Source organism: Thermoflexibacter ruber (assembly GCF_900113045.1).
GTDB lineage: Bacteria > Bacteroidota > Bacteroidia > Cytophagales > Thermoflexibacteraceae > Thermoflexibacter > Thermoflexibacter ruber.
On record NZ_FONY01000002.1, the window covers coordinates 140531 to 166923 of the forward strand.

Below are 26393 nucleotides of genomic sequence, written 5' to 3' on the forward strand. Positions count from 1 at the left end.
TAAATCTTAATTGTAGTTTTTTTAACAAACAAAACTTAAGTATGAAAATGAAAAACAAAGACCGACTCTGGGTAGGTTATATTCCTATCCTTTCCTTCCTATTCTTTTTTTTAATCAGTTCATTCTCTTATGCACAAAAAAGAGTCAGCGGAAAAGTTACTGACTCTGATGGCGGTGCGGCACTTCCTGGCGTAACTGTGTTAGTCAAAGGCACTTCTTCTGGTACTGCCACTGACGCTGACGGTAACTACTCGATTTCTGTTCCTGCGGGTAGTTCTGATGTCTTGGTATTCTCTTTTGTAGGCTACAAGACGCAAGAGGTAGCAATAGGCAATCAAAGTACAATCAACGTAAGTTTAGTAGCTGATGTAACTGCTTTGCAAGAAGTAGTGGTAACAGGGTACGGCACTGAGCAAAAGAAAGATATTATTGGTGCAGTTGCTGTAGTAAGTACTAAAGAACTTTTGGCAACTCCCGCAGGTAATATTACTCAGCAGTTGCAAGGGAGAGCGGCAGGGGTAGTAATCGGTACGAGCGGGGCACCTGGCGCAGGGGCAAAAGTGCGTATTCGCGGGTTTAACTCCTTCGGTGGCAATGACCCTCTTTATATTATAGATGGTGTACCTACCACAGCACCGAACGCCTTTAACCCACAAGACGTTGAATCCTTACAAGTATTAAAAGATGCTACTGCCGCTTCTATCTATGGGGCGCGTGCTTCTAATGGGGTAGTAATTATCACTACTAAGCAGGGCAAGGCGGGCAGACCAAAGCTAAGCTACGATACTTACTATGGTATGCAGTCTGTAAATCGCTTCCCCGAGTTACTCAACCCTACCCAATACGGTGAATTGCTTTGGACTCAGTTTAGGAATGCGGGACAAACTCCCACACATCCCATTTATGGTAGTGGTCCTACTCCTGTTATTCCAGAGTTCTTAGTAGCAGGACCAGACGTAGGAGTAAATTCCAATAATCCTAATACAAATCCTGCCCTTTACAATGTAACAGACTTCAGCCGTCCTATTCACCAAATCACAAGGGCAAACAGAGAGGGAACTGACTGGTACAAAGAAATTTTTAAAAATGCACCTATTCAAAGCCATCAGATTTCGGCAAGTGGTGGAACTGACGCAGCTACTTACTCTTTAGGCTTGAACTACTTTAATCAAAGAGGGGTAGTTATTCATACGGGGTATGAGCGTTTTACTGTTCGTGCAAATACCATGTTCAAACCCAAAGACCGCATTCGCATAGGGGAAAATATGCAGATTTCTTACGAAGAATTGGTAGGTACACAAGCGGATAACCCTGATGCCCTTTTGACAGGGGAAGGTGGTGCGATTGCTCAAGCATATCGTATGCAATCTATTGTACCTGTGTATGATATTAACGGAAACTTTGCAGGTACTCGTGGCGCAGGTTTGGGTAATGCAAGTAGCCCTGTGGCTGACCAAGCAAGAAGCAAAGACAACAAAAACTTTGCTTATCGTATCTTTGGTAATGTGTTTGCTGAGTTAGATATTTTAAAAGATTTGACTTTCCGTTCCTCATTTGGCTTAGACTTCACTACGCGTTATCGTCAAGCATACGGATTTAGAACCTTTGAAAGAGCAGAGAATACGGCAAGTAACTCGTACTCAGAAAGAAATGACTGGGGAAGAAGTTGGACGTTTACTAATACTTTGACCTATAAAAAGACTTTTGCAGAAGACCACAACGTAAAAGTAATGGTAGGGACAGAAGCAATTAAAATCAATGGTAGAGGGGTAGGCGGCTCGAGAATCAACTTTTTCGTAGATGACCCTGATTTCAGAGTGTTAGATAGAGGACAGCCCGTAGGTCAAAACAACTTTAGCTATGGTTTCAGAGAATCTCTTTACTCACTTTTTGGTAGAGCAGACTATACGTTTAAAGATAGGTACTTAATGAACATTACTGTACGTAGAGATGGCTCGTCTAAGTTCGGTCCTGAGAACCGATTTGGGGTGTTCCCTGCCATAGGCTTAGGCTGGAGAATTTCTCAGGAAGAGTTTATGAAGGACATTACTTGGATTACTGATTTGAAACTAAGAGGTGGCTGGGGACAGGTAGGTAGCCAAAATAACGTTTCTGCTGCGAATCAATACAGTTTCTATCGTTCCACACCGGGTAACTCCTCTTATGACATCACAGGCTCAAGCACAAACGTAGTGGCTGGTTTTGACCTTGACCGCATTGGTAACTTAGCGACTAAGTGGGAAACTGGGGTAATGACCAATATAGGTATAGATGCTACTTTATTTGATGGAAAATGGGACATCAATGCCGAGTGGTACACTCGTGAGGCAAAAGGCTTATTAATAGGTCGCCAAGCACCTTTTACGGAGCCTGATGCAGCTCAGCCAGCCATCAACGTAGGTAATGTAAGAAACAGGGGTATAGACTTGGCGATTACAAACAGAGGAAATATCACTGAAGATTTGCGTTATACAGCTACGCTTACTGTAACTCGCTACAAAAACGAAGTATTAAATATTGACGGAAATCCAAGAACCTTCTTCACTGGTGGTGATACCCGCTTCGGTAACGTAACGCGTACACAACAAGGACTACCTGTTTCTGTATTCTGGGGGTATATCATAGACGGCTTCTTTAATACAGAGTCAGAAGCTACTGCCGCTCCGAACCAACCTATACGCAAAAAAGTGGGTGGTTGGAAACTTAGAGATATTAACGGCGATGGAGTAGTCAATGCAGATGACCAGACCAATATCGGTTCTCCACACCCCAAATTGCAGACAGGTTTGAATGTGGAGTTAGCATATAAGGGCTTTGATTTTTCTATGTTCTTATTCTGGAACTATGGCAATAGTATCTTTAACTATAACCGTTGGTGGATTGACTTTAACTCTTTCCAAGGCAATAGAAGTACCAGAATGTTAAACGAGTCTTGGACACCTCAGTTAGGCAATGCGGCAAAACTACCTATTTTAGACGTTTCTGACAATCAAAGTGGCAATATTCCAAGTACTTATTACATAGAATCTGGCTCTTATCTCAGAATGAGAACTATGCAGTTAGGTTATACGATTCCTAAATCTTTGTTGAATAAAGTAGGCATCGCAAGTGCAAGGGCTTATATCCAAGGGCAAAACCTCTTTACTGTTACGCCTTATTCTGGTACAGACCCTGACGTAGCTTTGCAAAACAATAACCAAGGTGACTTAGGCTTAGGGGTAGATAGAGGTTTATTCCCTAACTCACGTCAGTTATTGATAGGTATTAACATTGGTTTCTAAAAATTTTTAAAACCTTTTTTTTCATCATTCTGTTAAAAAGTAATCCATTAAAAATCATAGTGATATGAAAAATATAAAAGTCAAACTTATTTTTACGTTTGCTCTTCTTTTGGGAGTAACGTATGCTTGTAAGGATAGTTTCCTTGACCAGCCTCCCATTGGTACATTCAGTGCCAATGTATTGCAAAACAAAGCAGGGGCTGAGGGTATGTTGATTGGTGCTTATTCTATGTTGGATGGGATAGGTGGACCCGGCGGTTGGCAGTCTGCGGGTAGCAATTGGGTGTATGGCAGTATTTGTGGGAATGATGCTTATAAGGGAACTGATGCTGGGGACCAAGTAGATATTAACTCCATTGAGAGGTTTGAGCCTCTGCCAAATAATGGATACTTTATTACTGTTTGGAGGCATTTGTATGATGCTATTGGTCGTGCTAACGATGCAATTCGTTTTGCAAACGAAGCCAAAGATATGTCCCAAGCAGATAAAACTCGCCTAATAGCAGAAGCACGCTTCCTCAGAGGGCATTATCATTTTGAACTGAGAAAAATCTTCAATAGGGCTCCTTTTATAGACGAAACGGTTACAGATTATCTTTTGCCAAATGATAAGGAGATATTCCCTAATATAGAAGCTGACTTCAAATTTGCTTTTGATAATTTACCTGAAACCTTAGCTGATGCAGGTAGAGCAAACAAGTGGGCAGCAGGTGCATTCTTAGGAAAAACATATATGTTCCAAAAGAAATATACAGAAGCAAAACAAATCTTTGACCAAGTAATTGCCAATGGTAGGACTACCCGAGGAGCCAAATACGCCTTGAATGCATCTTTCCACGATAACTTCCGAGCCGCTACCAAAAATAGTGCTGAATCCGTTTTTGCTGTTCAGTATTCTGTTAATGACGGAGCAAATGGGAACAACGGAGATGCAGGTGGTGTATTGAACTATCCTTATAATAACGGACCTGGTGGTTGCTGTGGTTTCTTCCAACCTACTCAAAACTTGGTCAATGCTTACCAAGTAGATGCTAATGGCTTGCCTTTATTAGAAACATTTAATAATGCAGATGTAAAAAATGACCAAGGCATTGCCTCCAATCAACCTTTTGAACCGCATACAGGTCCTCTTGACCCTCGCTTGGATTGGACAGTAGGTCGCAGAGGTATTCCTTACTTAGATTGGGGACCTCACGGAGGACAGAACTGGATTCGCGACCAAGCATACGGCGGTCCTTACAGCCCTAAGAAAAATGTTTACTACAAAGCAGAAGAAGGCAGACTAAGCGATGCAACAGGCTGGACAAGAGGTTACAGTGCTAATAACTATACTATCATGCGCTATGCAGACGTACTGTTAATGGCGGCAGAAGCAGAAGCAGAGGTGGGCAGCTTGGCAAGAGCTTTAGATTATGTAAATCAAGTAAGGAGGAGAGCCGCTAACCCAGCGGGTTTTGTTAAGAATCCTGATGGTTCAAATGCCGCTAACTACAGAATAGGAGAGTATAGTTCCTTCCCAAGTAAGGAGTTTGCTATCAGAGCCATTCGCTTTGAGAGAAGGCTGGAGTTGGCTATGGAAGGACATCGCTTCTTTGACTTAGTACGCTGGGGAATTGCTGCAGAGAATATCAATGAGTACTTCAGAGTAGAGCAAACAAAACGTCAGTATTTACGAGGTGCGAGGTTCACCGCAGGAAAGAATGAGTACTTCCCTATTCCTGAGCAGGCGATAGTTCGTAGTTTGAAGGATGGTCAGCCTACTTTAAAGCAAAATCCAGGATACTAAGGATTGCTTTGTTTAAAGTTTTTTGTTAATAGTTAATCTAACAAAGTAAAGCGTTGGTAAGATCTTCATTCTTATCAACGCTTTACTTTTAAAAGAAATAAGAATAAAAATCGCATTTATTAGGATTCTATGGGTTGAAAAAACAAAACGTTTTGATAAATGAGAATATACGCTTAACTTCATGTAATTACTGAATTTTGTCTTTCAATCTAATTGAATAAATATGCAGAAAACTCTACTTCCTTTTTTGTCCAAGCTAATTGGATTCATAACTTTAGCCTTTTGTTTATCTAATTGTCAGTCAGAAGGTAGTTCTAAGACAGCAGACTTCACAGGAGAACAACTTGCTCAGAAATATTGTGCATCTTGTCATGCTTTTGTATCGCCTGAACTATTGCCCAAGAATACTTGGTTAATGGGTGTGCTTCCTGAAATGAGAGCAAGGCTGCTTACATACTATAATTTTGAAGATGATTATTTAAACTATTCTAAAAACTTACATAAACCACTAATTACTTCTCAGGATTGGCAAAAAATAGTAAATTATTTCGCTAACTCTGCACCTGATTCCTTAACTTCTTTTGCAAGCGCACCCGTAAAAACAGGCTTAGAATACTTTATACCATACTTTATTAATGAGGGTAGTGATGTCCCTCCTCATATTACTATGCTCAAGGTAAATTCTTTGAAAAAAAGCATCTATATATGCGAAGGAGATAAAAACCAATTACTTATTTTTGATAGGTATGGTAAAAAATATGATAGTTTGCTGGTAGATTCGCCCATTACCGACCTTGTTTTTGAAGGAGATGAACTCTATTTACTTACTATTGGAAAGATGAAGCCCAACGACGATTCTTTGGGTAAATTGCTTAGGTGGAGAAAAGGTGAAGTTCCGCAAGAGGTGATGAATCACTTGAATCGCCTTGTTTTTATGCAGTTAGCAGACCTCAACCAAGACGGAAAAAAAGATATGCTTATTGCAGAATACGGACACGAAAAAGGTAGCTTGGCTTGGTTTGAAATAGGGAAAGAAAAACCACATAAACATGTTTTGAATACTTATTCAGGAAATTTAAAGTCTTATTTGAAAGATATGAATGGGGACGGGTGGGTAGATATTGTATCCTTAGTTGCTCAGATGAATGAGGGCATTTTTACTTATTACAATCAAGGCGATGGGAAGTTTAGGGAAAAAAATATATTGACATTTTTACCCGTTTTTGGTGTTACTGATTTTGAGTTGATAGATTGGGATAATGATGGTGATTGGGATATTTTACTGACCAGTGGAGATAATGCGGACTATTCTGTTACGTTAAAAAATTATCATGGATTTCGTATTTACCTCAATGATGGGAAAAATAACTTTATAGAAAAATATTTTTACCCACTCAATGGAGCATTTAAGGTAAGAGCAAGAGATTACGACCAAGATGGTGATATAGATATTGCCCTGATTTCCTTTTTTCCAGACTATGCAAACCTTACCAATGAAAGCTTTGTGTATTTAAAAAATAAAAACTCTTCTAATTTTAGCTTTGAGGCAGGTACTTTCAAGGAAGCAATACAAGGGCATTGGATGGTTATGGAAACAGAAGATATAGATGATGACGGAGATTTAGATATAGTACTTGGCTCGTTTACCTCAGCTCCCGTAGCCCCTCCACCTCATTGGACTAATCTTTGGAAAAGTAAAAGGTACTCCTTTTTACTTTTAGAAAATCAATATATAAAATGAGAAATGTTAATTTCAACTTAAAAAAACTACATTTTTCTTGCATAATTAACAATTATTATATCTAATTTTATACTGTATTTCACAGTTATAGTTAAGTTTTTTTAACAAACAAAATTGGTATGAAAATGAAAAACAAAGACCGACTCTGGGTAGGTTCTATCCCTATCCTTTCTATTCTATTCCTATTATTTATCAGCTCATTTACGTATGCCCAGAAAAGGGTCAGTGGAAAAGTTACTGACGCTGAGGGCGGCGCTCCTTTGCCAGGAGTTACCGTCTTGGTAAAAGGCACTCAGTCAGGGACAGCCACTGACTCAGATGGGAACTACTCCATTGCTGTTCCTGCGGGTAGTTCTGATGTCTTGGTATTTTCTTTTGTAGGTTTCGTTACGCAAGAAGTAGCCGTAGGCAATCAAGCAGTTATCAATATAAGCATGCAAGCAGATGTAAAGGCATTACAAGAAGTCATTGTAACAGGGTACTCTACTCAACAAAAGAAAGAAATTACAGGAGCGATTGCTACTGTTTCTACCAAAGAATTGCTCTCTGTGCCGGCACCTAACTTTGCTCAACAGCTACAAGGCAAGGCAGCGGGGGTTACTATTGGGAATGATAACTCCCCCGGTGGAAGTACCATGGTGCGTATTCGTGGTTTTGGTACTATCAATGACAACTCCCCTCTCTATGTAATTGACGGCGTACCTTTCAAATCAGACAACGGACAAGGTCTGAACAACATCAATCAAAATGATATAGAGTCTATTTCCATTTTGAAAGATGCTTCCGTAGCGTCTATTTACGGGGCGAGGGCTGGTAATGGGGTAATCATTATCACTACCAAAAAAGGGAAATCAGGTGCGCCCAAAGTAAGTTTTGACGCTTATACGGGCATACAAACTCCACGCAAGTATATTGACTTGATGAATGTAAACCAACTGGCAGAGTTAGAGTGGTTGCGCCAACGCAATACAGGGCTTCCTGCGGGACAGACTAATCCATCTTCTGCTCAGTACGGCAGTGGTCCGAATCCTGTACTTCCTGACTATATTTTCCCTGCTGGGGCAAGAGAAGGCGACCCAAGAGTAAACCCAGCTAACTACTCTAATGACATTGACGACCCAGAGTTTGGAAGAACTAAATTCTTAATTACCAGAGCCAACAAACAAGGGACTGATTGGTGGAGAGAAATAGCAAAACCTGCTATCTGGCAAAACTATAACTTGACTGCGTCTGGAGGTACGGACAAGGCAAGGTATATGTTCTCAGGGAATTACTTAGAGCAAAATGGTATCATTATCCATACAGGCTTTAAGAGATATACTATCAGGGCAAATACAGAGTTCAGTATTAGAAACAGAGCGCGTATAGGGCAAAACTTGCAAATAGGCTATACAGAACGAGTAGAAATGCCTGCGGGAAATCAAAGCGAGGGAAATCCTGTTTCAGGGGTATATAGGGCGCAACCTATCGTTCCTGTATATGACATCGCTGGGAACTTTGCAGGGCATAAAGGTACAAACTTAGGAAATGCACAAAACCCTGTTGCCCAATTAGTTCGCAATAAGGACAATAAATACCGTAATATGAGAATTTTTGGTAATGTTTTCGCTGAGGTGGATATTGCTAAGAATTTAGTTGCGAAGACAAGTTTTGGCTTAGACTATAATTTAGGGCATGGCAGTTTTTACAGTATCCGCAATATAGAAGCCGCAGAACCAAGTGCTTCCAACCGCTTAGACGTAAATACTTATTGGAACTCTAACTGGACTTGGACAAATACTTTGACCTATAATCGTACTTTCAACGAAGTGCATAAAGTAAATGCCTACATAGGCACAGAGGCTATCCGAAACACTTTCAGAGACTTTGGTACAGGACGTAACAACTTCTTTACCGATGACATCAATTATCGTTTCATCAATGCAGGGGCTGGCTTACCTAACTCCTTTGGTGGTGGTGGTGAATGGGCATTGTTTTCTATTTTTGGTAAAGCTGAATATGGATTTAAGGAAAAATATTTGTTTTCTGCTACTATTCGTAGAGATGGTTCTTCTCGCTTTGGTCAAGCCAATAGATATGGTGTTTTTCCTGCCTTCAGCGCGGGCTGGGTACTCTCTGATGAGGAATTCCTGAAAGATAATGGAATTATTAATTTTGCCAAAATCAGAGCAGGTTGGGGACAGTCAGGAAACCATGACGGATTTGGAGATTATCCTGCTTACTCTACGCTTGGTAGTAGCATTAGCGAAACTTTTTATGATATTAGGGGTACAAGCACCTCAGCAGTATTGGGTTTCGCGCCACAAAGTACAGGAAATCCAAATATTAAATGGGAAGCAACAGCTACTACCAACGTGGGGTTAGATGTAACCTTGCTGAAGAACTTAGAGCTGAACATAGATGTCTATAACAGAAAGACTACCGACTTGCTCTACAATATTCAACAACCTGCTACTGCGGGAAATAACATAGGCGCACCTGTATCTATTGTTACAAACATTGGCTCTATGCAGACCAGAGGTTTGGACTTTGCTCTTACCTACAATGGTAATGCGATGAACAATGAATTCCAGTATAGTATTAATGCAAATGTTTCTTTATATAGAAACAAGCTACTTAATATCTCTGGTATTGATAATGACTTCATTGCCGACGGAGGTAGTAGGATAGGCAACCTTACTCGCAGCATTGTGGGGCGACCTTTGAGTATGTTCTGGGGGTACTTCCAAGATGGTATATTCCGTAGCCAAGCCGAAGTAGAAGCAGCAAATGCTTTAGACGGCAATCGTAATACACCTTACCAAGATGCTATCCGTCCTGGTCGTTTTCGCTTCCGCGATATTAATGGAGATGGCGTAGTCAATGCAGATGATAATACAGTAATAGGCAATCCTCACCCTAAGTTTACCTATGGTTTTAACCTCAATGCCTCTTACAAAGGTTTTGATTTGACTGTATTCTTGCAAGGTGTGCAGGGAAATGATATTTTCAACTTCTTCAAATATCAAACTGACTTCAACGTATTCCAAGGAAACAGAAGTACTAGACTGTTAGACACTTGGACAGAGCAAAATCCTAATGCCTCTATGCCAAGATGGGATAGCGATAATGGTAGTGCTGATGCTGTACCATCGTCTTATTATGTAGAAAAGGGGTCTTATCTAAGAGCAAGAAATATACAAATAGGTTATAATTTACCTTCTGCGAGTTTGAGCAAAGTAGGCATAGAGCGCTTGCGTGTGTATTTGCAAGCACAAAACCTGTTTACTATTACCAAGTATAGTGGCTTAGACCCCGAGATTACCTTAGCTAACTTTGGTACAGGGGGCGACCGTACTATTGGGGTGGATTATGGAGCGTATCCTGCACCTAAAACCTTCTTAGTAGGTTTGAGTATTGGTTTCTAATTAGTAAACTTTTTCAAGTTTTTTTAAACAAAAATGTTACTCATCATATTTTAAATAAAGGTCTAATTTTCTGATAAATATGAAAAAAATTTTAGTTTTTACTTTCATTCTAATTGTTGCCTTAGTGTATGCTTGTGGGGAAAAGTTCCTTACAAAAGAACCTTTGGGCGTAGTGAGTGAGCCTGCTCTGCAAAGTGCTAAAGGAGCAGATGCACTCTTGATAGCGGCGTATTCTTCTTTGGACGGGTACTCTGGTTGGGGCAATGGAGGACCTTGGCAAGGGTCAGCAACCAATTGGGTATTTGGTAGCATTACAGGGGGAGATGCTTACAAAGGAAGTGACCCTGGCGACCAGCCTGCTATTACACCTATTGAGAGAATGGCAGGTCTGCCTAATAATGAGTATTTTGAAACTCGCTGGAGAGTATTGTACGATGGAATTTCTCGCGCTAACTATGCACTGAGAGCTATTAAGGGAGCTAAGGATTTAACTGATGCTAATAAAACAGCAAAAACAGCAGAAGGTCGTTTCCTAAGAGGACACTATCACTTTGAACTGAAAAAAATGTGGAATATGGTGCCTTATGTAGATGAAAATGCTACTGATTTTAAAATTCCTAATGACAAAGACATCTACCCACAAATAGAGGCAGACTTGAAGTTTGCAGTAGATAACCTACCTCTGCGTCAATCAGATGTAGGAAGAGCAACCAAAGGTGCAGCACAAGCACTGCTTGGCAAAGTTTTCCTTTTCCAAAAGAAATTCAATGAAGCTAAGCAACAGTTTGATGCAGTAGTAGCCAGTGGAATATATAGTCTTGCTGCTTGCTATCATGACAACTTTAACCCTGCTACTAAAAACGGACCTGAATCTGTTTTTGCTGTGCAATCTTCTGTCAATGATGGTAGCGCAGATAACCTAAATGGGAACTATGGAGAAATTTTGAACTATCCTTACACAGGCGGTCCAGGCGGGTGCTGCGGTTTTCACCAACCCTCTCAGAATTTAGTCAATGCTTTCCAAGTAGATGCTAACGGTTTGCCTTTGTTAGATACTTATAACAATACTGATGTTAAAAATGACCAAGGTATTCCTTCTAATAGTCCATTTACACCTCATACAGGTCCGCTTGACCCTCGCTTGGATTGGACGGTAGGGCGTAGGGGTATTCCTTATTTGGATTGGGGTCCCCACCCAGGTCCAGCTTGGATTCGCGACCAAGCCTTTGGAGGTCCTTATGCTCCTAAGAAAAACGTATTCTACCGCTCTCAACAAGGCACGCTCTCTGGTGCTTCTGGCTGGGCGCAGGGGGCAAATGCTAATAACTACAATATTATCCGCTATGCAGACGTATTGCTCATGTTAGCTGAGTGCGAAGTAGAGTTAGGGAATTTAGAAAGAGCAAGAGCCTTGGTAAACCAAGTAAGAAATAGAGCAAAAAGTGGGTGCGTAGTGAGAAATCCAGATAACACTCCTGCGGCGAATTACAGAGTTGAGCCATACAATACTCCTTGGACAAGCAAAGAGTTTGCTACTAAGGCTGTACGCTTCGAGAGAAGAATAGAGTTGGGCATGGAAGGACACCGTTTCTTTGACTTGGTGCGTTGGGGCATCGCAGAGCAGGAGTTGAACGCTTACTATGCGAAAGAAGGCACGCTGAGAAGCTACTTGCAGGGAGCAAGATTCACCAGAGGGAAGAACGAGTACTACCCTATTCCTCAACAGCAAATCGTGCTTTCCACAGCAGGTGGTCAGCCTACCTTAAAACAAAATCCGGGGTATTAATCACTCAAGTTTTTTCTTTTTTCAAAACTACTTGGTAGAAAAAACTTATGCAAAGCCAGCGTTAGTGAGTCAGATGACTTGCTAACGCTGGCTTTTTAGCTAAAAAAACTCTTTCAAATTCTTATATAAATTTTTGAAAATTACACTATATTAGTCGTTAGATTCTCGCAAATCAGATTTTTATGCAAAAAAGAACATTATTGATGGGCATAATTGCTTTCCAAATATTGATTTTGGTAGGTATGTTTGGAAAAGCTTTTTACCCTCTTTGGATAGGTGAGGAAGTAACGTTTAAGGTGCTTCCCCGTGACCCAAGAGATATTTTTAGAGGGAACTATGTGGACTTGAGATACAGTTTTAACAACATCAATCTCAATGAATTAACAAATGACTTAGATAGGCTAGGCAAATATAGATTTGGTGATAAATTATATGTAGAATTGGCATTGAAAAATGGCTTCTACGAGCCTGTAGGGATATGGCAGAATCCGCCAGAGAATAAAAAATTCTTGCAAGTAATAGCAGAAGATACCTACGGCTACGATACACTCCAATCTATCTCGGTCAATGCAGGCATAGAGTCCTATTTTACGAGTGCCGAAAATGCACTTAAAATAGAAAGGCTAACAGTTAGCGACAGCATGGAGGTAAGCGTAAGCGTCATGGTAGCCCCTGATGGGAAAGCAAGAATAAAAAAAATTAATACAAAGCCTATCAAACGAAAAGAGGTAACTCAAGAAGATAACTCAGCGCAGTAGTATGACAGATTTTAGCGAATATGAAAAATGTACTTTTACAAATCAGGAAGGAGAAAAGTTATTTTATCGATTGTTGAAGCCACATTTAGTTAATAATTGTATGTATCCTCTTGTCATACACTTGCACGGCGTACATGAAAGAGGGCAAGATAATGAAATACAACTGCGAAATGGAGGCTCTCTATTCTTAATACCAACCAATAGGCAAAATTTTCCTGCCTTTGTCATGTTCCCCCAATGCCCTCCCAAACTTCGATGGGGAACTGCTGGCTGGGACGATAGCGTTTACAACCAGACCGTTTCGCCCACTATGCAGTTAGTTTTAGATACTATAAATTTTTTGATAAAAAACTATCCCATTGATGCTAAGCGATTGTATATCATGGGTTTGTCTATGGGAGGATTTGGGGTATTAGATGTAGCTATGAGAAGACCTAAACTCTTTGCGGCTATCATTGCTATTTGTGGAGGAGGCATAGAGCAGATGGCAGAGAGAATCAAAACTACTCCCGTTTGGTTATTTCACGGTACAGAAGATGAGGTGGTCAAAGTAGAATATTCTCGGCGAATGTACGAAGCCCTCAAAAAAATAGGGGGAAAAGTTCTTTATACAGAATATCCTGATACAAAGCATGATTGCTGGGTTAAAGTCTATCAAGAACCCAACTTACTACCTTGGCTTTTCAATCAGCATCTGTAAGTTTTTTATTTAGGTGGTTTATCTTAGTTGTTGTCTTTTTTGAAACGCTTAAAGGTAAAAACTCGTAAGAATAGCTTATGTGTAAGGTACTCAAATGTATATTTTTATACTTACTTGCGGCTATATATCTCCCCTTCAAATTTGCATGGGGACAGAAATCATATGTAGATAGCCTTGAAATAGCCTTGCATAATGCTCAAAATGACACAAACAAAGTTTTGATAATCAGTAAATTATTGGAGATATATCTTATTAGTGGTGATGAAAAAGGAGAGCAGATTAGTGAGCAAGGTATTTTGCTTTCGCGCAAATTAGGCTTCAATAGAGGAGAAATGCTCTTGTCAAGGCAATTAGGAGAATTTTACCAAAGACAAGGAAAATATGCTCAAAGTGTATTTTATACTAATAATTCACTTCAAATTGCAGAAAATCTACAAGACCTTGTAAGTATTGCTGATGCTTATTTTACGCTGGCAATTATCTATACTGATGGGCTAAAACAATACAACTTGGCAATCTTTTACGCATTAGAGGCACTTCAAATTTACGAGAAGCAAAACCACCAAGATGGCAAAGCCAATACCTATAACCTCATTGCTTGGGTATATGGTATGACCAATCAACACCTTGACCTTGCGCATATTTATATTGATAAAGCCATTAGAATAGCCCAAAGAACTAAAGAGAAAAAATTTTTAGCTTATTATTGGGGAACAAAGGGATTAATTTACAAAACAGAAAATCAATTAGACTCAGCTATTTTCTATTTTCAAAAAGCCAATCAAGACTTAGAGAAAATCAATGATAAAGCCATCATCGCTTACTTTAATATTTTTCTTGGGGAGATTTATCTCCAACAGGCAAAAGATAAGGAGGCTCTTCGTATTTACCAACAAGCAGTCCAATACGGCACAGAAGCAGAAGCCCAAGATTTTCTCAAAGATGCTTACTTAGGGCTATCAAAAATATATGCTTCTCAAAATCAGTATGATAAGGCTTATGATTATCAAAAGCTACACTTGCAGATTAAGGATTCTATCTTTAATTGGACTACCTCCCAAAGACTGGCAGTGATTCAGCAAGAGTATGAAAATGAAAAGCAAAAAGTACAAATAGCCTTATTGGAGAAAGAAAAACAACTCATTCAAGAAGAAAAACGCACCTATATAATTTCTTTTCTGGGTGGACTGTTTACAGCTATTATTGTACTATTTTTAGTAGTTCATAACAGTAGGCAAAAAGCTAAGGCAAATATGCTTCTGCAAGCTAAAAATAAAGAAATAGAAGCTCAAAATGAGGAACTTAGACAAAGTAAAGAGGAAATAGAAGCCCAAAATGAAGAATTGCATCAGAGCAGAGAGGAAATACAGATGCAAAGAGACCTCGTAGCACAGCAAAATCTCCAACTTATAGAGGCTCAAAACACGATTATAAGCCAAAGTGAACAAATTAAACAGAGGAATATTTACTTAGAAAAGATAGTGGAGGAAAGAACACAAGAACTAAAATTTACCGTACAAGACCTACTCAAGCATATTCAAGATTTGGAACAGTTTTCTTTTATTATTTCCCACAATTTACGCGCCCCTGTGGCTCGCATCCAAGGACTTATTAATATTTTTAACCAAGAAAAGATAGAAGATAATTTCAACAAACAAGTACTTACACATATCTTTCAATCTGCACAGAGCTTAGATACGGTTATCAGCGATTTGACAGAGATTATCTCTATCCGCAAAAGTTTGAATACTAACAAGGAGTTTGTAAATATCAATGAACTTGTTGAAAATGAGTTGGCAAGTTTGGACAATGCACTCAAACAAGCAGATGCCTTCGTTGAGAAAAAGCTAAATGTAAGTGCTTTCTATTCCGTCAAAGCCTACCTACAAAGTATCATTCATCACTTACTCTCCAATGCTATCAAATATAAATATCCTCATCGTCCTTTGCGAATATTGATAACTACAAGCATGAAAGAAAACTATTTCTGCTTAAGCGTGCAGGACAACGGCTTAGGGGTAGATACAAGCGACCCTTACAAAATTTTTGGCTTGTATCAGCGCATGCATACCCACGTAGAGGGAAAAGGATTTGGGCTTTTTTTAGTCAAAACCCAAATAGAAGCAATGAGAGGTCGCATAGAGGTAGAAAGCATTATTAATCAGGGAAGTACATTTAAAGTATTTTTACCTGTATAGATGAAGCAATGAATAAAATAATATTTTTAAAATGTATATTTCTTAATCAATAATTGGCGTTTGGACTGGTCAAGCCCGATTTCCTGCTCCAGCATATTAATCACACTACCGTACTTGGCTTTGATAACATTTAACGAGGCGATGATGTATTTTCTTTGTACACCTGCCAATACATTGGCTATTGCTGGTTTGATTTGACTTAGCATACCCGTATTTGCCAAATATTTCGTATATCGGTTAGAAAGATAATACTCTTGAATAATAGTTTCTTCTGGCACACCCAAGACTGATAGGATAAGTGCCGCACCCAAGCCTGTTCTATCCTTCCCTGCTGTGCAGTGAAAGAGGACAGATTCGTTTTCATTAGCCTCCAATAAAGTATTAAAAAAAGGTGCGTAGTTTTTGATATTGTTAGGCATTTGCTGATAAAAACCCTCGAACACCCTCTCCACATCATCTGCCATTGCATTGGGGTTGCTCATCACTACGTAGAGTTGCTTCATTCCTTCATCATTGCTTGGGGAAATAGAAGTCCACACTCGCTTGATTTCGTAATTAGCAGGATACTTGTCAGGACTTTGAGCCACCTCTTGCTCATTTCTAAAGTCGACAACGTGTTTGATATTTTGTTGAGCAATCATTTGCAAGTCATTATCAGAGAGTTTTCCCATGTCGCCGCACCTAAAAATTCTGCCCCATGCTACCGTCTTTCCATCAGCAGTTTTCAAACCACCTAAATCACGAAAATTGGGGGACTGCTCCATAAAAAATCTCCTTTCAGAGAATATGATAGTATCTTTTTTATATACTGCTGCAAAATATTTTCGTTGTAATGGAGTAGCCTCAACTATCAAACTATCTTTGAGTATGCGGGCTTTGCTATTCCAACGCATCTGCCTCGGCAATTCGCCTTCATAAATTTTCCATTTTGTTTTATCAGCGGATTTGATAAGATATTGCGTACTTGAGATACGCTCCGCCCAAACTTTCTCGACAGGTAAATGAGCATTTTGAGCAAAGGCAACCTGTGTTTGTATGATAAAGAATAGAATAAAGATTTTTTTCATAAGGTGATTTTGAAAATGAGTTTAAAGCCTTATTACTTAAATTATATCGTATAACCTCCATCTACCGTATAGACTGCTCCTGTCGTATAAGCACTTGCTTCTGAGGCTAAAAATAAAGCCACTCCCGCTAAGTCCTCAGGCTGTCCAATGCGAGAAATAGGCAAGTGCTTGATTGATTTGCTCAACATTTCTTCATTCTTCCAAAGTGCTTCGCTGAACTTGGTTTGTATAAGCCCTGGACAGATGACATTAGCTCGTATGTTGTCCCTGCCCCACTCCTTGGCAAGGACTTTGGTGAGCATCACCAAAGCAGACTTACTTACGCTGTAAATGCCTAAAAAAGGCTCTGGCGAAATCCCTCCTATACTACTGATATTGATAATAGAACCACCACCTCTTGCTTTCATACTTGGGTAGCAGAGTTTGGCTAATTCAAAGGGGGCTTTAACATTGACTTGCATAATTTTGTCGAATGCTGCTTCATCAGTATTGATAACAGGACCAAAAACAGGATTGGTGGCTGCGTTGTTTACCAAAATGTCTATGCCCCCATAAACTGCTATGGTTTTTTCTACTAAGTTTTTTAGTTGGCTTGCCTCTCCCACGTGACAGGCGATAGCTGTAGCTTCATAGCCCTTGTTTTTCAGAGTATTAGCTACTTCTTCTACGGCTTCTTGCTTTCGGCTACTTACGACTACCTTTGCCCCTGCTTCTGCAAAGATAGTAGCCATAGCTTCACCTATGCCTTTGCTTGCACCCGTAACTACAGCAACCTTGTTTTTTAAATCAAACTTTTCTTTTAAGTTGTTCATTGTGTTGTTTTTTTATTTGCTAAATTTTTTCTCTCAAATATACAAGATAATACAAGATTGGAGGCTGAGAAAAATCATTTTGCAAAAGAAGTCTAAATTTACATTCTCAAGCCAAGGCACTAATATAAAATATTATTAGTAAAAAGTAACTTAAATAATAAAAGTATATCTTTGTGTAATTTTTAAGATTAGTACATCAAAGCAGAATGTAAGTACCAAGAATGCTAAACAGAAGATTACTTAGAATTAAGGCAATGCAACACTTGTATGCCTTCAAGCAATGCCGAAAGTCCAATTTTCAACTCGCTCTTGACCAAATAGAGGCTTATTTCCAACCTGATTTGAACTCTATGGAGGTACAAGATAAAAACCTGCTCAATAGCCAAAAGGAAATTGCTCAGAAGATTTTTATCAATAGCTATCAAACCCCTCATCTCAGCCAAACTGAAGCAGCGGTAGAACCTAAAGTGAAAGGAAGTATAGAAAAGGCATTGAACTTTTATCAACAGCACAATAAAAAAGATGCCGAACGCCTCAAAAAAGAAGTACTCGATAGCGTAGATTTGCTTTATGACCGCTATTTGCTATTGCTCAAATTATTAGTAGAATTATCGGATTTTGTTCAGATAGAGTACTCAGAAACAAAGAGAAAGGTTTATACTAAGAAAATAATTTTTGAGCATGAACTCAAATTTTCGTCTAACAAAATACTCATTCCTTTGAAAAAAGATGCTCATTTCAAAGAGGAATTGAGCAGACGCAATCTGAAGTGGAATCAAGAGCTTATCCGACAGTGGTACAAACTGCTCGTCAAAGATGAAACTTACCTTGCCTATCGCCAACTTCCAAGTGCTGATTTCCAACAGGATAGTGAAATAGTACATTATATTTTCAAAGAGTTTATCCTCAAAAATGATGTTATCCAATCCTACTTTGAAAGCGAAGACATCAATTGGGTAGAAAATCGGGCTATTCTAAGAGGAATAGTAATGAAAACCTTGAAAGCAATTACCGAAAATAGCGAAATAGTTTCTCTATTTGAACTTTCACCTAATTGGGAAGATGATAGGGACTTTTTCAAAGAACTGTTTTACTATACCATCAAGCATGGTGAAGAACACGAGGCAAAGATTGCCGAAAAGGTAGAGAACTGGGACGTAGATAGAATCACTGCCATAGACCGCGTATTGTTGGAAATGGCTCTCTGTGAAATGATTTGCTTCCCAAGTATCCCCGTCAAGGTAACTATTAATGAGTACATAGAACTGTCTAAGATTTACAGTACCCCTCAAAGCAATATATTTATCAATGGCGTATTGGATAGTATTTCACAAGAATACCTCAAAGAAGGAAAAATCAAGAAAAGTGCAAGAGGGTTGCTGGACAACAAATAGCGTTTTTTGTTGAACTTTTAAACACTTTATTTTGTAATAAAATATAAACTACTTTTGACTACTTAAACAATACAGGACAAAACTATGAAAAAAGGAGGAAACATATTATTAGGTTTTTTATTTGGCGTGGTCGCAGGGGTAACAGTAGGTATGTTGTACGCACCAGAAAAAGGCTCGCATACACGTAACCGACTTAGCTATCGCCTGGACAGATACCGAAACATACTGTCTAATTTGATAGACCAACTTGTAGAAGAAAAGGAGAAAATGGTCAGTGCGGCGAAAGTAGAAGAACAGAAACGCAAAAGTGAAATGAAAGAAAAAGCAGAAAAACTGATGACTGAAATAGATGATTTAAGCAATAAAATCAAAACCAGAGTAAACTAAATTGTACTTGATTATCTTCAATATTCTTAAAAAAACAGTAAAAAAATCAATTCAGATGAAATCAATACTTACATTTTTGGTCTTAGGGTTGTTTTGGGGGCTTTCTGCTTGTGATTCTAAGCAGTCTGCCGCTACCAACGAGACAGATAGCAATACGCCTCCATCTGCTACCGTAGCAAATGTAAACAATGCTCCCAATACTTCATCTACTACTTCTGATAATACTACGGCTAAGGCAGGAGTTGCTAAGATAGAGTTTGATAAAGTACAGCATGATTTTGGTACTATCAAAGAAGGCGAGGTAGTAAAACACAAATTCACTTTTAAAAACGTAGGTAATGTACCGCTGGTTATTAGTGATGTAAAACCTACCTGCGGTTGTACGACGACCAACTTCACCAAAACGCCTGTGATGCCTAATGGACAAGGAGAAATCGAATTGCAGTTTGATAGCTCTGGTAAGGCAGGTCCTCAGCACAAGCCTGTAACTGTCTTAGCCAATGTGGAAGGAGGGCAAACTCAACTAGTGCTGACAGCTACGGTAGAAGCAAAACCTACCATTGCGGGACCTTATAGAAATCAATAAGCCAATCAATCATTCATTGAGGAATAATAAAAAAAGCTGTAAAAGGTATTCTCTTTACAGCTTTTTTTACACAATTTTACCAAGAAAATCAACTATCTAACTTATGAATGCCATCTTTGCTAAAATGAATTTTAAAAATCAATCTGTTATTCATGTCATCAATGCGCCAGAAAGTTTCGTACCCGTTCTTAATGAGATGAGCAAATTGACAGAAATAAAAGCAGAAGTAGGGGAGGGGGATAAAATTAGTTTTATAGTTGTTTTTGTTTCGAAGCAACAAGAAGTTGATGAGTGGGCGGCTAAAATATCCCCATTGCTACAAGGCGATGGCTTGCTATGGTTTGCCTATCCTAAGGGTACTTCCAAGAAATATAAGTGTGAATTTAATAGAGATACAGGCTGGCAAATCTTGGGTAAGTTAGGCTTTGAAGGAGTAAGGCAAATTGCCATAGATGAGGACTGGTCAGCACTTCGATTTAGGAGGGTAGAGTACATCAAGCAAATGAAAAGGGACGAGAAACGCGCTATGAGTACTGGAGGCAAGGAAAAAGTCAAAAAGAGTAATTAGACATTGGTCATAAGCTCAAATCAAACAAAAAAGGTTAATTTTGCCAAAAGACAAAATCAACCCCAGTAAATCAATCACTAAAACAAAACAAACTTCCAAACTATGAAAACTACAAAACTATGATTTTACCCTACTAAAATGGACAACTTTACTAACTCATTAGAAACCTTCAATCCTGCACTTTCTATGGCAGATTTATTCATCTCAAACTTAAGTTTATCGCCTTGTATGACAAAATTAATCCCTGCTCCTTTTTTAGCTAAATTAGAATCCTCTGTTACTATCAAGATATGATTAGCCTGACTCTTTGGTTGAATACTTTTAAACTTATACGAGAAATTGCGCTCTACAAATATGATATGGCAGTTCACAATGTCTTCTTCTTTGGTAATTTTCTTTACTGAAATTTTCTGATTGCTAATAAACCTATTCTTCATCAAATTTTGTGTGGCAGAGAGCATCTCGTCATCTCCATACACCCCAATCACAAAATCACCTTGTTGCCTTTGAGAAGGCCATTCTACATACTTTGTAAAGTGATACAGCAGACCTGCATAAACCCTATAATTATTGCTCGTGTCTTGTGCTTGCAAGGGTAGATGACACAAGCAAAAAACAATTACCAATAGTTTGAAAATGTTTCCTATAATTTTCATAACGCTACACTTTTAAAGGTGGTTTCTAATTAAAATTTCAGTAAAAGTTAGAAGTAAAGTTAAGGTTTAGCCCACAGGAATAGATAGTTTCACTAATTCGCTGGATACTTTCAATCCTGAGTCCTCTATAGCTGCTTTATTCAATTCAAATTTTAGTTTTTCTTCTATCGTGATAAAATTGATTCCAGCCCCTCTTTTCCCGCCTTCTTCTCCTTCTGTGATGAGAAGTACATGTGCTGATTTAGCTTTGGGATAGATAGCATTAAACTGTCCATTCTGAAATCTTTGTACATAAATGATATGGCATTTATCTGCATCTTCAGCTGACTTCACGTTTACTACACTAATTTTTTGATTCCCTACTGTGCGATTCTTTGCCATTTCCTCTACTGCTGCGTATAAGGTAGCGTTGCCTAACACACCTATTACGAAATCACCATTTCTTTTTGCTGAGGGCCACTCTATATGCTTTGTAAAGTGATACAAAAGACCCGCATGCAATTTATAATTTACATCTTGTGCTTTCAAAAAAGAGCTAATCAGCAAAATAGCACCGATGATTAGAGCGATAATTCTGAATTTCTTGATTGACATAGGAGTAAGTTTTAAATAATTAGAAGTTCTTAGATATAAACTCTTTGCTTGTAAATGTTAGTGATAGTATGCTATTTAATTTACGTTACAAAGGTATAGGGTTTTTTTCAAATATAAAACTTGCACTAAATTGGAAAATTACAAAGGTAACTTTTAGTATTACTTTATGCCTTTGATATAAAAATAGCATCAAATACAACGCCAAGTATGTTAAGAAGTGCCTGTTTTATTCTTTAAGTGAAGTTTAATATTAGAAAAGTACAATAAATACTTTTCTGATGCTATGTAGTTTTCCTGTAATAATAAATCGGAAAATGAAACTTTTTGAGGGCTAAGAAGGGAATAAACCAGATAAAACAAAAAACCTTACATCAGACTTACATAAATTTTTCTCACCTTACATCATCTTACATGATTTTTTATTTTTTAGTAATCAGATAAACCCCTAAAAACAGGCAAATCACACCTACAATTTTGGTGAGAGTAATAGGCTTGACATTGAAACCTACCAGCCCAAAATGGTCTAAAAAAAGAGATGTAACTAATTGACCTGCAATAGTTAAGCTAATAAAACTCACTGCTCCTATCTTAGGGGCTACAAGTACAGTAACCACTATATAAAAAGCCCCTAACAAGCCTCCAATCCATTTCCACCATGTAATTTGAAAAAGTGAATGAATTGCAGGGAAAGAGTTATTTTTTTGCAGACTTACAAAAATTAGTAATCCTGTTAAACCAACAGAAAAAGAAAAAACAGAGGAAATGATAGGGTCGCCTACTGACATTCGGAGTTGGGAGTTAGTACCTGCTTGAATTGCCAGCGCACCACCAGCCACTAAGGTAAGAATGAAAAAAAGTACATTTGCCATTATTTTCAATTTTTAAAGTTAAAACAGCCTTATATTTTGACTTAAAAACACGAAATTTAGTAATAAGTTTGATTTTTACCTCAAAAATTGATGCTATTCAGTAAAATTAGACAAAATTAAAGTAAAGCATTTATACATAGATTAGATACTACTAATCTAAACTTTTCAATATAGTTTCCAATGCTGCCTCGTCTGTGATAAGTACTTTTCTGGCTTTGCTTCCTTCAAATGCCCCTACGATTCCCGCCGCCTCCAACTGGTCCATGATACGACCTGCGCGGTTATATCCCAGACTTAGCTTGCGCTGAATCAGGGAGGTACTACCTTGCTGGTGTGCCACTACTAAGCGAGCTGCATCGTCAAACATAGAATCCCGCTGAGCGAGGTCGACGGCTTTGGTTTCTGCTCCCTCGTCCTCAAATTCGGGCAGTGCATAAGAAGTATCAAAGCCTCTCTGCTCGCCAATAAACTCGCAAATGCGCTCAACTTCGTGTGTGTCCACAAATCCGCATTGCAAGCGAATAATGTCCGAGCCGTTGGAAATAAGCATATCACCTTGCCCTACTAACTGTTCGGCTCCTTTTGTATCCAAAATAGTTCGAGAATCTATACCAGAAGTTACTCTAAATGAAAGTCTTGCAGGGAAGTTTGCCTTAATAGTTCCTGTAATGACATTGACGGAAGGGCGTTGGGTAGCGATAATCAGGTGAATCCCGATGGCGCGAGCAAGCTGTGCCAAACGTGCTATTGGCGTTTCTACTTCCTTTCCTGCCGTCATCATCAAGTCGGCTAACTCATCTATTACCAACACTATATAAGGTAAAAAGCGATGCCCTTCTTCGGGATTCAACATTCTTTTAATGAACTTTTGGTTGTACTCTTTGATATTCCTACAGCCTGCTGTTTTGAGCAAGTCATAGCGTACTTCCATTTCTATACAAAGCGAGTTGAGAGTATGCACTACCTTGCGCGTATCCGTAATGATTGGCTCCTCGGAAGCAGGCAGGGTCGCTAAGTAGTGCCTTTCAATCTTATTATAAAGTGTAAGTTCTACCTTTTTAGGGTCGACCAAGACAAATTTTAGCTCAGCAGGGTGCTTTTTGAATAACAAAGAGGTCAAAATCACATTCAAACCTACCGACTTCCCCTGCCCCGTGGCGCCTGCCATGAGTAGGTGAGGCATCTTTGCCAAATCTGCGACAAAAACCTCATTGGAAATTGTTTTTCCCAAAGCAATAGGCAATTCTTTTTCTGAATCTTTGAACTTGGGGTCATTGATTAAGATGCTCATTTTCACTATTTCCCGATTCTTGTTGGGAACTTCTATGCCTATGGTACCTCGTCCAGGAATAGGGGCGATGATGCGGATACCCAAAGCCGACAAGTTCAAAGCAATGTCGTCTTCTAAGTTCTTGATTTTAGAGATTTTAACTCCTGCTTGGGGGACTATTTCATACAAGGTTACGGTGGGTCCTATAGTTGCTTTGATGCTTTGAATCCCAATCTTAAAATGACTGAGGGTTTCTACAATTCTATCTTTATTTGATTCCAATTCTTCTTTGGTTACTCTCACCTTGCTATCTGTGGCAGGGTCAAGGAGTTCGGCATCAGGGAATTGGTATGAACTCAAGTCCAAGCGTGGGTCGTAGTTGCCAAAGCGAATATGGGGGGGGGTTTTAGCATCAGGCATTTTGATTTCGACTTTGAAAGGGAAGCCTAACTGACCATCGTCTTCTTCTACTATCTCTTGTGCTGTTTTTTCTGAGCCATCATCTATAATAAAATCCACCGACTTATTTTTAGCCATCACCTCAACTTCTTCCTCCTCCTCCACAAAAGCCCCACTTAGGTTTTCTAATTCTTCCTCACTATCAACTTTTGCAGTTTCAGGATTTACATTTTGCTGATTAGCTGTATTATTCAATACGTTTTTCAAGTTTTCTTTAAAGTTAAAAGAAAACTCTCGCAGTGAAAAAGGCTCGTCCTCGATAGGCTCTCGTTTGATTTTATCCTCGCTTGTAGTTTTGACAGGTTCTTTGACTTTTGTGCCTTTATTGAGGTTGCTTGTAATCTTGATTTGGGGGATTCGGTCAGTAACCGCATAAAAAGAATCCAAGCCAAACTTATACACTAAGAAGATTATCATAGTGAAAACCAGCAAGATAGTAGTAGCCCAGCCCAACAAACTGTCCAATAAAATAGCGATGTCAATGCCTATTTTCCCACAAAGAAAAGCCCAAGCACTCTCGCTCTCTAAGTTCAGCACTATGTACCCTAAGAAAGCACTTGTCCAGAAAAGAAGGAATATAGCAGATTTGATAAAACTCCATTCTCTAAAAAGGCTTTTATCAAAAACAAGTTTATAACCTATATTAAAAATCCAAGGAATGAAAAGGAAAGAAGCAATACCAAACCACTTGTAAATGAACAAGTAAGAAAGAATAGCCCCTACAAAGCCAAGTAAGTTTTCTACTTTCCCTCGTGGCACTCTGCTGTTATGCCCTGACCAGACAGACTCTACTATGCTTTGGTCTGCCTGCCCAGTAAAAAAATAAGAGAAAAAGGATAAAAATAAAATAATTGCAAAAAGCATGATAAGCAAGCCAACCGTAACGCTGAATCGCTTGTCGTAATAAACCATGTCCCAAAGGGAAATTTGTTGGGGTTTACTCTTTTTCTTTTTATATGCCGTTCTTTTTTGAGTAGCCATAAACTAATGATTACACATCGATTTTGTGTCAATTTTAATGTAAAGATAGGCAATAATTATATAAGTTGAAAAAAAGAAAAAAAATAGTTAAAGTTTGTGTGTTAGCCAAAAAGATTAGCCTATTATAAGGCTTCTTTCCTTATATTAGGCTAACGTAAATCTTAGCGATGTGTACTTTGTTGAGGCACAAAATTATCTCCTTTGAGGGCAAGTGTTTCATCGTTTTGGGCTTCTATGATGCGTTTAGCAAATAAATACCTGGATTTATAATAGTTTTTCCAAGCAGGCGAGTGCAAGTTATCAATCACAATGCCTCTGCGAGCCGCATGGATAAAGTGGACTTCTTCGCCCTCATCAGAAATAACCATAGCTACATGGCTGATTCTGTATCCTTTACTTTTTTTACTTTTATACCCAAAAAATAACAAATCTCCCTTACGGACTTTCTCAAAATCTACCTGTTCGCCATAGGTTGCCTGTGCCATGCCTGCGGGAATTTTGTAGCCAAAATGCTCCATGATATAAGAAGTAAAGTTAGAGCAGTCAAAACCTTTGGTACTTCGGCCCCCAGAGCGATACCGAGTACCTAAAAAACGCTTAGCATATACAGTTACATCTTCTCTCAAAGCCTCTAAGGGTTCAAAGTCAATACATTCATCTTGAGGAATTTGCACATAAGAAAGTTGGAAAGTAGGAGGAGCGGAAGGTGGTTGGGTGAGCTTAGTAAAAATCTTATCAGGAGAAAACAATGAAGGAAGGATTTGCGGTTCTGCTACTCTAATAGGTTGTTTTTTTAGCTTACCTATGAACTGTACTTGCTTTTCATTCGCTTGTTCTTTATGTTGAGTTACAAGTGATTGTGTAAAACTACAAGCGCTGCACACAACACCAGACAACAAGGCAATCATAAATTGCTTGATTCTTGAATTCATAAGTCCTAATTATATGGTTTATTAATAAGTTTTTGAATTTTGAATCACTTACTTATTTGAGTAGTAACGAGTTCAAAATTGTACGAACTATTCTTAAAGCGAGAGCAAAGTTAGCATTTAGACCAAAAAAAGCAAATTTTCAGCTAAGTTAAATCTAAATA

Annotated in this window: 19 protein-coding genes; 12 read left to right on the forward strand and 7 right to left on the reverse strand. The window is 38.7% G+C overall.

Annotation, left to right across the window (positions count from 1 at the left end; genetic code table 11):
* Positions 1-41 precede the first annotated feature (41 nt).
* The 8 genes from BM141_RS01670 (at position 42) to BM141_RS01705 (ending at position 15657) form a co-directional block, all read left to right on the forward strand.
* A complete protein-coding gene (locus tag BM141_RS01670; RefSeq protein WP_091538912.1) occupies positions 42-3281 on the forward strand; it encodes a SusC/RagA family TonB-linked outer membrane protein in 3240 nt (1079 codons plus the stop codon).
* Between the two features lie 64 nt (positions 3282-3345).
* Positions 3346-5067 carry a RagB/SusD family nutrient uptake outer membrane protein gene (locus BM141_RS01675; protein ID WP_091538916.1) on the forward strand — a complete coding sequence of 574 codons (1722 nt, stop codon included), beginning with the start codon at positions 3346-3348 and terminating at the stop codon, positions 5065-5067.
* Positions 5068-5290: 223 nt separating this feature from the next.
* Entirely contained in the window at positions 5291-6808 is a 1518-nt protein-coding gene (locus tag BM141_RS01680; RefSeq protein ID WP_091538919.1) for an FG-GAP-like repeat-containing protein, read from the forward strand.
* Positions 6809-6933: 125 nt separating this feature from the next.
* The gene (locus BM141_RS01685; protein ID WP_245763960.1) at positions 6934-10215 is read left to right on the forward strand and encodes a SusC/RagA family TonB-linked outer membrane protein; all 3282 of its coding nucleotides are present in this window, start codon (positions 6934-6936) and stop codon (positions 10213-10215) included.
* A 79-nt stretch (positions 10216-10294) separates the two neighbouring features.
* Positions 10295-12001 carry a RagB/SusD family nutrient uptake outer membrane protein gene (locus BM141_RS01690; RefSeq protein ID WP_091538923.1) on the forward strand — a complete coding sequence of 569 codons (1707 nt, stop codon included), beginning with the start codon at positions 10295-10297 and terminating at the stop codon, positions 11999-12001.
* A 182-nt stretch (positions 12002-12183) separates the two neighbouring features.
* A complete protein-coding gene (locus BM141_RS01695) occupies positions 12184-12759 on the forward strand; it encodes a GDYXXLXY domain-containing protein (RefSeq protein WP_091538926.1) in 576 nt (191 codons plus the stop codon).
* 1 nt (position 12760) lies between these two features.
* On the forward strand, positions 12761-13459 hold the full coding sequence (locus BM141_RS01700; protein WP_091538930.1) for a carboxylesterase family protein: 699 nt from the start codon (positions 12761-12763) through the stop codon (positions 13457-13459).
* Positions 13460-13536: 77 nt separating this feature from the next.
* Positions 13537-15657, forward strand: coding sequence for an ATP-binding protein (locus BM141_RS01705; RefSeq protein WP_091538933.1), 2121 nt, complete (start codon positions 13537-13539; stop codon positions 15655-15657).
* 26 nt (positions 15658-15683) lie between these two features.
* On the opposite strand, the gene BM141_RS01710 is transcribed toward BM141_RS01705, so the two are convergent.
* Together BM141_RS01710 and BM141_RS01715 are read right to left on the reverse strand one after the other, a co-directional pair.
* Complete coding sequence (locus tag BM141_RS01710) at positions 15684-16724, reverse strand: tyrosine-protein phosphatase (RefSeq protein ID WP_091538936.1); 1041 nt, start codon at positions 16722-16724, stop codon at positions 15684-15686.
* A gap of 41 nt (positions 16725-16765) precedes the next feature.
* Complete coding sequence (locus BM141_RS01715; RefSeq protein ID WP_091538939.1) at positions 16766-17536, reverse strand: glucose 1-dehydrogenase; 771 nt, start codon at positions 17534-17536, stop codon at positions 16766-16768.
* Between the two features lie 254 nt (positions 17537-17790).
* Here BM141_RS01715 and nusB point away from each other — a divergent pair, with 254 nt between their 5' ends.
* The 4 genes from nusB to BM141_RS01735 all read left to right on the forward strand — a co-directional run bounded on the left by nusB (position 17791) and on the right by BM141_RS01735 (position 20471).
* Positions 17791-18930, forward strand: a complete 1140-nt coding sequence (gene nusB, locus BM141_RS01720) for a transcription antitermination factor NusB (RefSeq protein WP_177217234.1) — start codon at positions 17791-17793, stop codon at positions 18928-18930.
* Between the two features lie 84 nt (positions 18931-19014).
* Positions 19015-19317 carry a YtxH domain-containing protein gene (locus tag BM141_RS01725; protein WP_091538947.1) on the forward strand — a complete coding sequence of 101 codons (303 nt, stop codon included), beginning with the start codon at positions 19015-19017 and terminating at the stop codon, positions 19315-19317.
* Between the two features lie 55 nt (positions 19318-19372).
* Positions 19373-19903 carry a DUF1573 domain-containing protein gene (locus tag BM141_RS01730; RefSeq protein WP_143090754.1) on the forward strand — a complete coding sequence of 177 codons (531 nt, stop codon included), beginning with the start codon at positions 19373-19375 and terminating at the stop codon, positions 19901-19903.
* Positions 19904-20006: 103 nt separating this feature from the next.
* The gene (locus BM141_RS01735) at positions 20007-20471 is read left to right on the forward strand and encodes a hypothetical protein (protein ID WP_091538954.1); all 465 of its coding nucleotides are present in this window, start codon (positions 20007-20009) and stop codon (positions 20469-20471) included.
* A gap of 125 nt (positions 20472-20596) precedes the next feature.
* Here BM141_RS01735 and BM141_RS01740 read toward each other — a convergent pair whose 3' ends face one another.
* The 5 genes from BM141_RS01740 to BM141_RS01760 all read right to left on the reverse strand — a co-directional run bounded on the left by BM141_RS01740 (position 20597) and on the right by BM141_RS01760 (position 26232).
* Entirely contained in the window at positions 20597-21127 is a 531-nt protein-coding gene (locus BM141_RS01740) for a YfiR family protein (RefSeq protein ID WP_091538957.1), read from the reverse strand.
* Between the two features lie 66 nt (positions 21128-21193).
* Positions 21194-21721, reverse strand: a complete 528-nt coding sequence (locus tag BM141_RS01745; protein ID WP_091538961.1) for a YfiR family protein — start codon at positions 21719-21721, stop codon at positions 21194-21196.
* 419 nt (positions 21722-22140) lie between these two features.
* The gene (locus BM141_RS01750) at positions 22141-22590 is read right to left on the reverse strand and encodes a DMT family transporter (RefSeq protein ID WP_091538964.1); all 450 of its coding nucleotides are present in this window, start codon (positions 22588-22590) and stop codon (positions 22141-22143) included.
* A gap of 151 nt (positions 22591-22741) precedes the next feature.
* Positions 22742-25300, reverse strand: a complete 2559-nt coding sequence (locus BM141_RS01755) for an FtsK/SpoIIIE family DNA translocase (protein ID WP_091538967.1) — start codon at positions 25298-25300, stop codon at positions 22742-22744.
* Between the two features lie 161 nt (positions 25301-25461).
* Complete coding sequence (locus BM141_RS01760; RefSeq protein ID WP_091538970.1) at positions 25462-26232, reverse strand: C40 family peptidase; 771 nt, start codon at positions 26230-26232, stop codon at positions 25462-25464.
* Between the last annotated feature and the right edge of the window lie 161 nt (positions 26233-26393).

Coding starts and splice junctions, on each gene's coding strand:
- BM141_RS01675 (WP_091538916.1), top strand. CDS start 3,346: ATGAAAAATATAAAAGTCAAACTTATTTTTACGTTTGCTCTTCTTTTG.
- BM141_RS01710 (WP_091538936.1), bottom strand. CDS start 16,724: ATGAAAAAAATCTTTATTCTATTCTTTATCATACAAACACAGGTTGCC.
- BM141_RS01695 (WP_091538926.1), top strand. CDS start 12,184: ATGCAAAAAAGAACATTATTGATGGGCATAATTGCTTTCCAAATATTG.
- BM141_RS01750 (WP_091538964.1), bottom strand. CDS start 22,590: ATGGCAAATGTACTTTTTTTCATTCTTACCTTAGTGGCTGGTGGTGCG.
- BM141_RS01670 (WP_091538912.1), top strand. CDS start 42: ATGAAAATGAAAAACAAAGACCGACTCTGGGTAGGTTATATTCCTATC.
- BM141_RS01740 (WP_091538957.1), bottom strand. CDS start 21,127: ATGAAAATTATAGGAAACATTTTCAAACTATTGGTAATTGTTTTTTGC.
- BM141_RS01705 (WP_091538933.1), top strand. CDS start 13,537: ATGTGTAAGGTACTCAAATGTATATTTTTATACTTACTTGCGGCTATA.
- BM141_RS01685 (WP_245763960.1), top strand. CDS start 6,934: ATGAAAAACAAAGACCGACTCTGGGTAGGTTCTATCCCTATCCTTTCT.
- BM141_RS01680 (WP_091538919.1), top strand. CDS start 5,291: ATGCAGAAAACTCTACTTCCTTTTTTGTCCAAGCTAATTGGATTCATA.
- BM141_RS01755 (WP_091538967.1), bottom strand. CDS start 25,300: ATGGCTACTCAAAAAAGAACGGCATATAAAAAGAAAAAGAGTAAACCC.
- BM141_RS01760 (WP_091538970.1), bottom strand. CDS start 26,232: ATGAATTCAAGAATCAAGCAATTTATGATTGCCTTGTTGTCTGGTGTT.
- BM141_RS01715 (WP_091538939.1), bottom strand. CDS start 17,536: ATGAACAACTTAAAAGAAAAGTTTGATTTAAAAAACAAGGTTGCTGTA.
- BM141_RS01725 (WP_091538947.1), top strand. CDS start 19,015: ATGAAAAAAGGAGGAAACATATTATTAGGTTTTTTATTTGGCGTGGTC.
- nusB (WP_177217234.1), top strand. CDS start 17,791: ATGCAACACTTGTATGCCTTCAAGCAATGCCGAAAGTCCAATTTTCAA.
- BM141_RS01735 (WP_091538954.1), top strand. CDS start 20,007: ATGAATGCCATCTTTGCTAAAATGAATTTTAAAAATCAATCTGTTATT.
- BM141_RS01690 (WP_091538923.1), top strand. CDS start 10,295: ATGAAAAAAATTTTAGTTTTTACTTTCATTCTAATTGTTGCCTTAGTG.
- BM141_RS01730 (WP_143090754.1), top strand. CDS start 19,373: ATGAAATCAATACTTACATTTTTGGTCTTAGGGTTGTTTTGGGGGCTT.
- BM141_RS01745 (WP_091538961.1), bottom strand. CDS start 21,721: ATGTCAATCAAGAAATTCAGAATTATCGCTCTAATCATCGGTGCTATT.
- BM141_RS01700 (WP_091538930.1), top strand. CDS start 12,761: ATGACAGATTTTAGCGAATATGAAAAATGTACTTTTACAAATCAGGAA.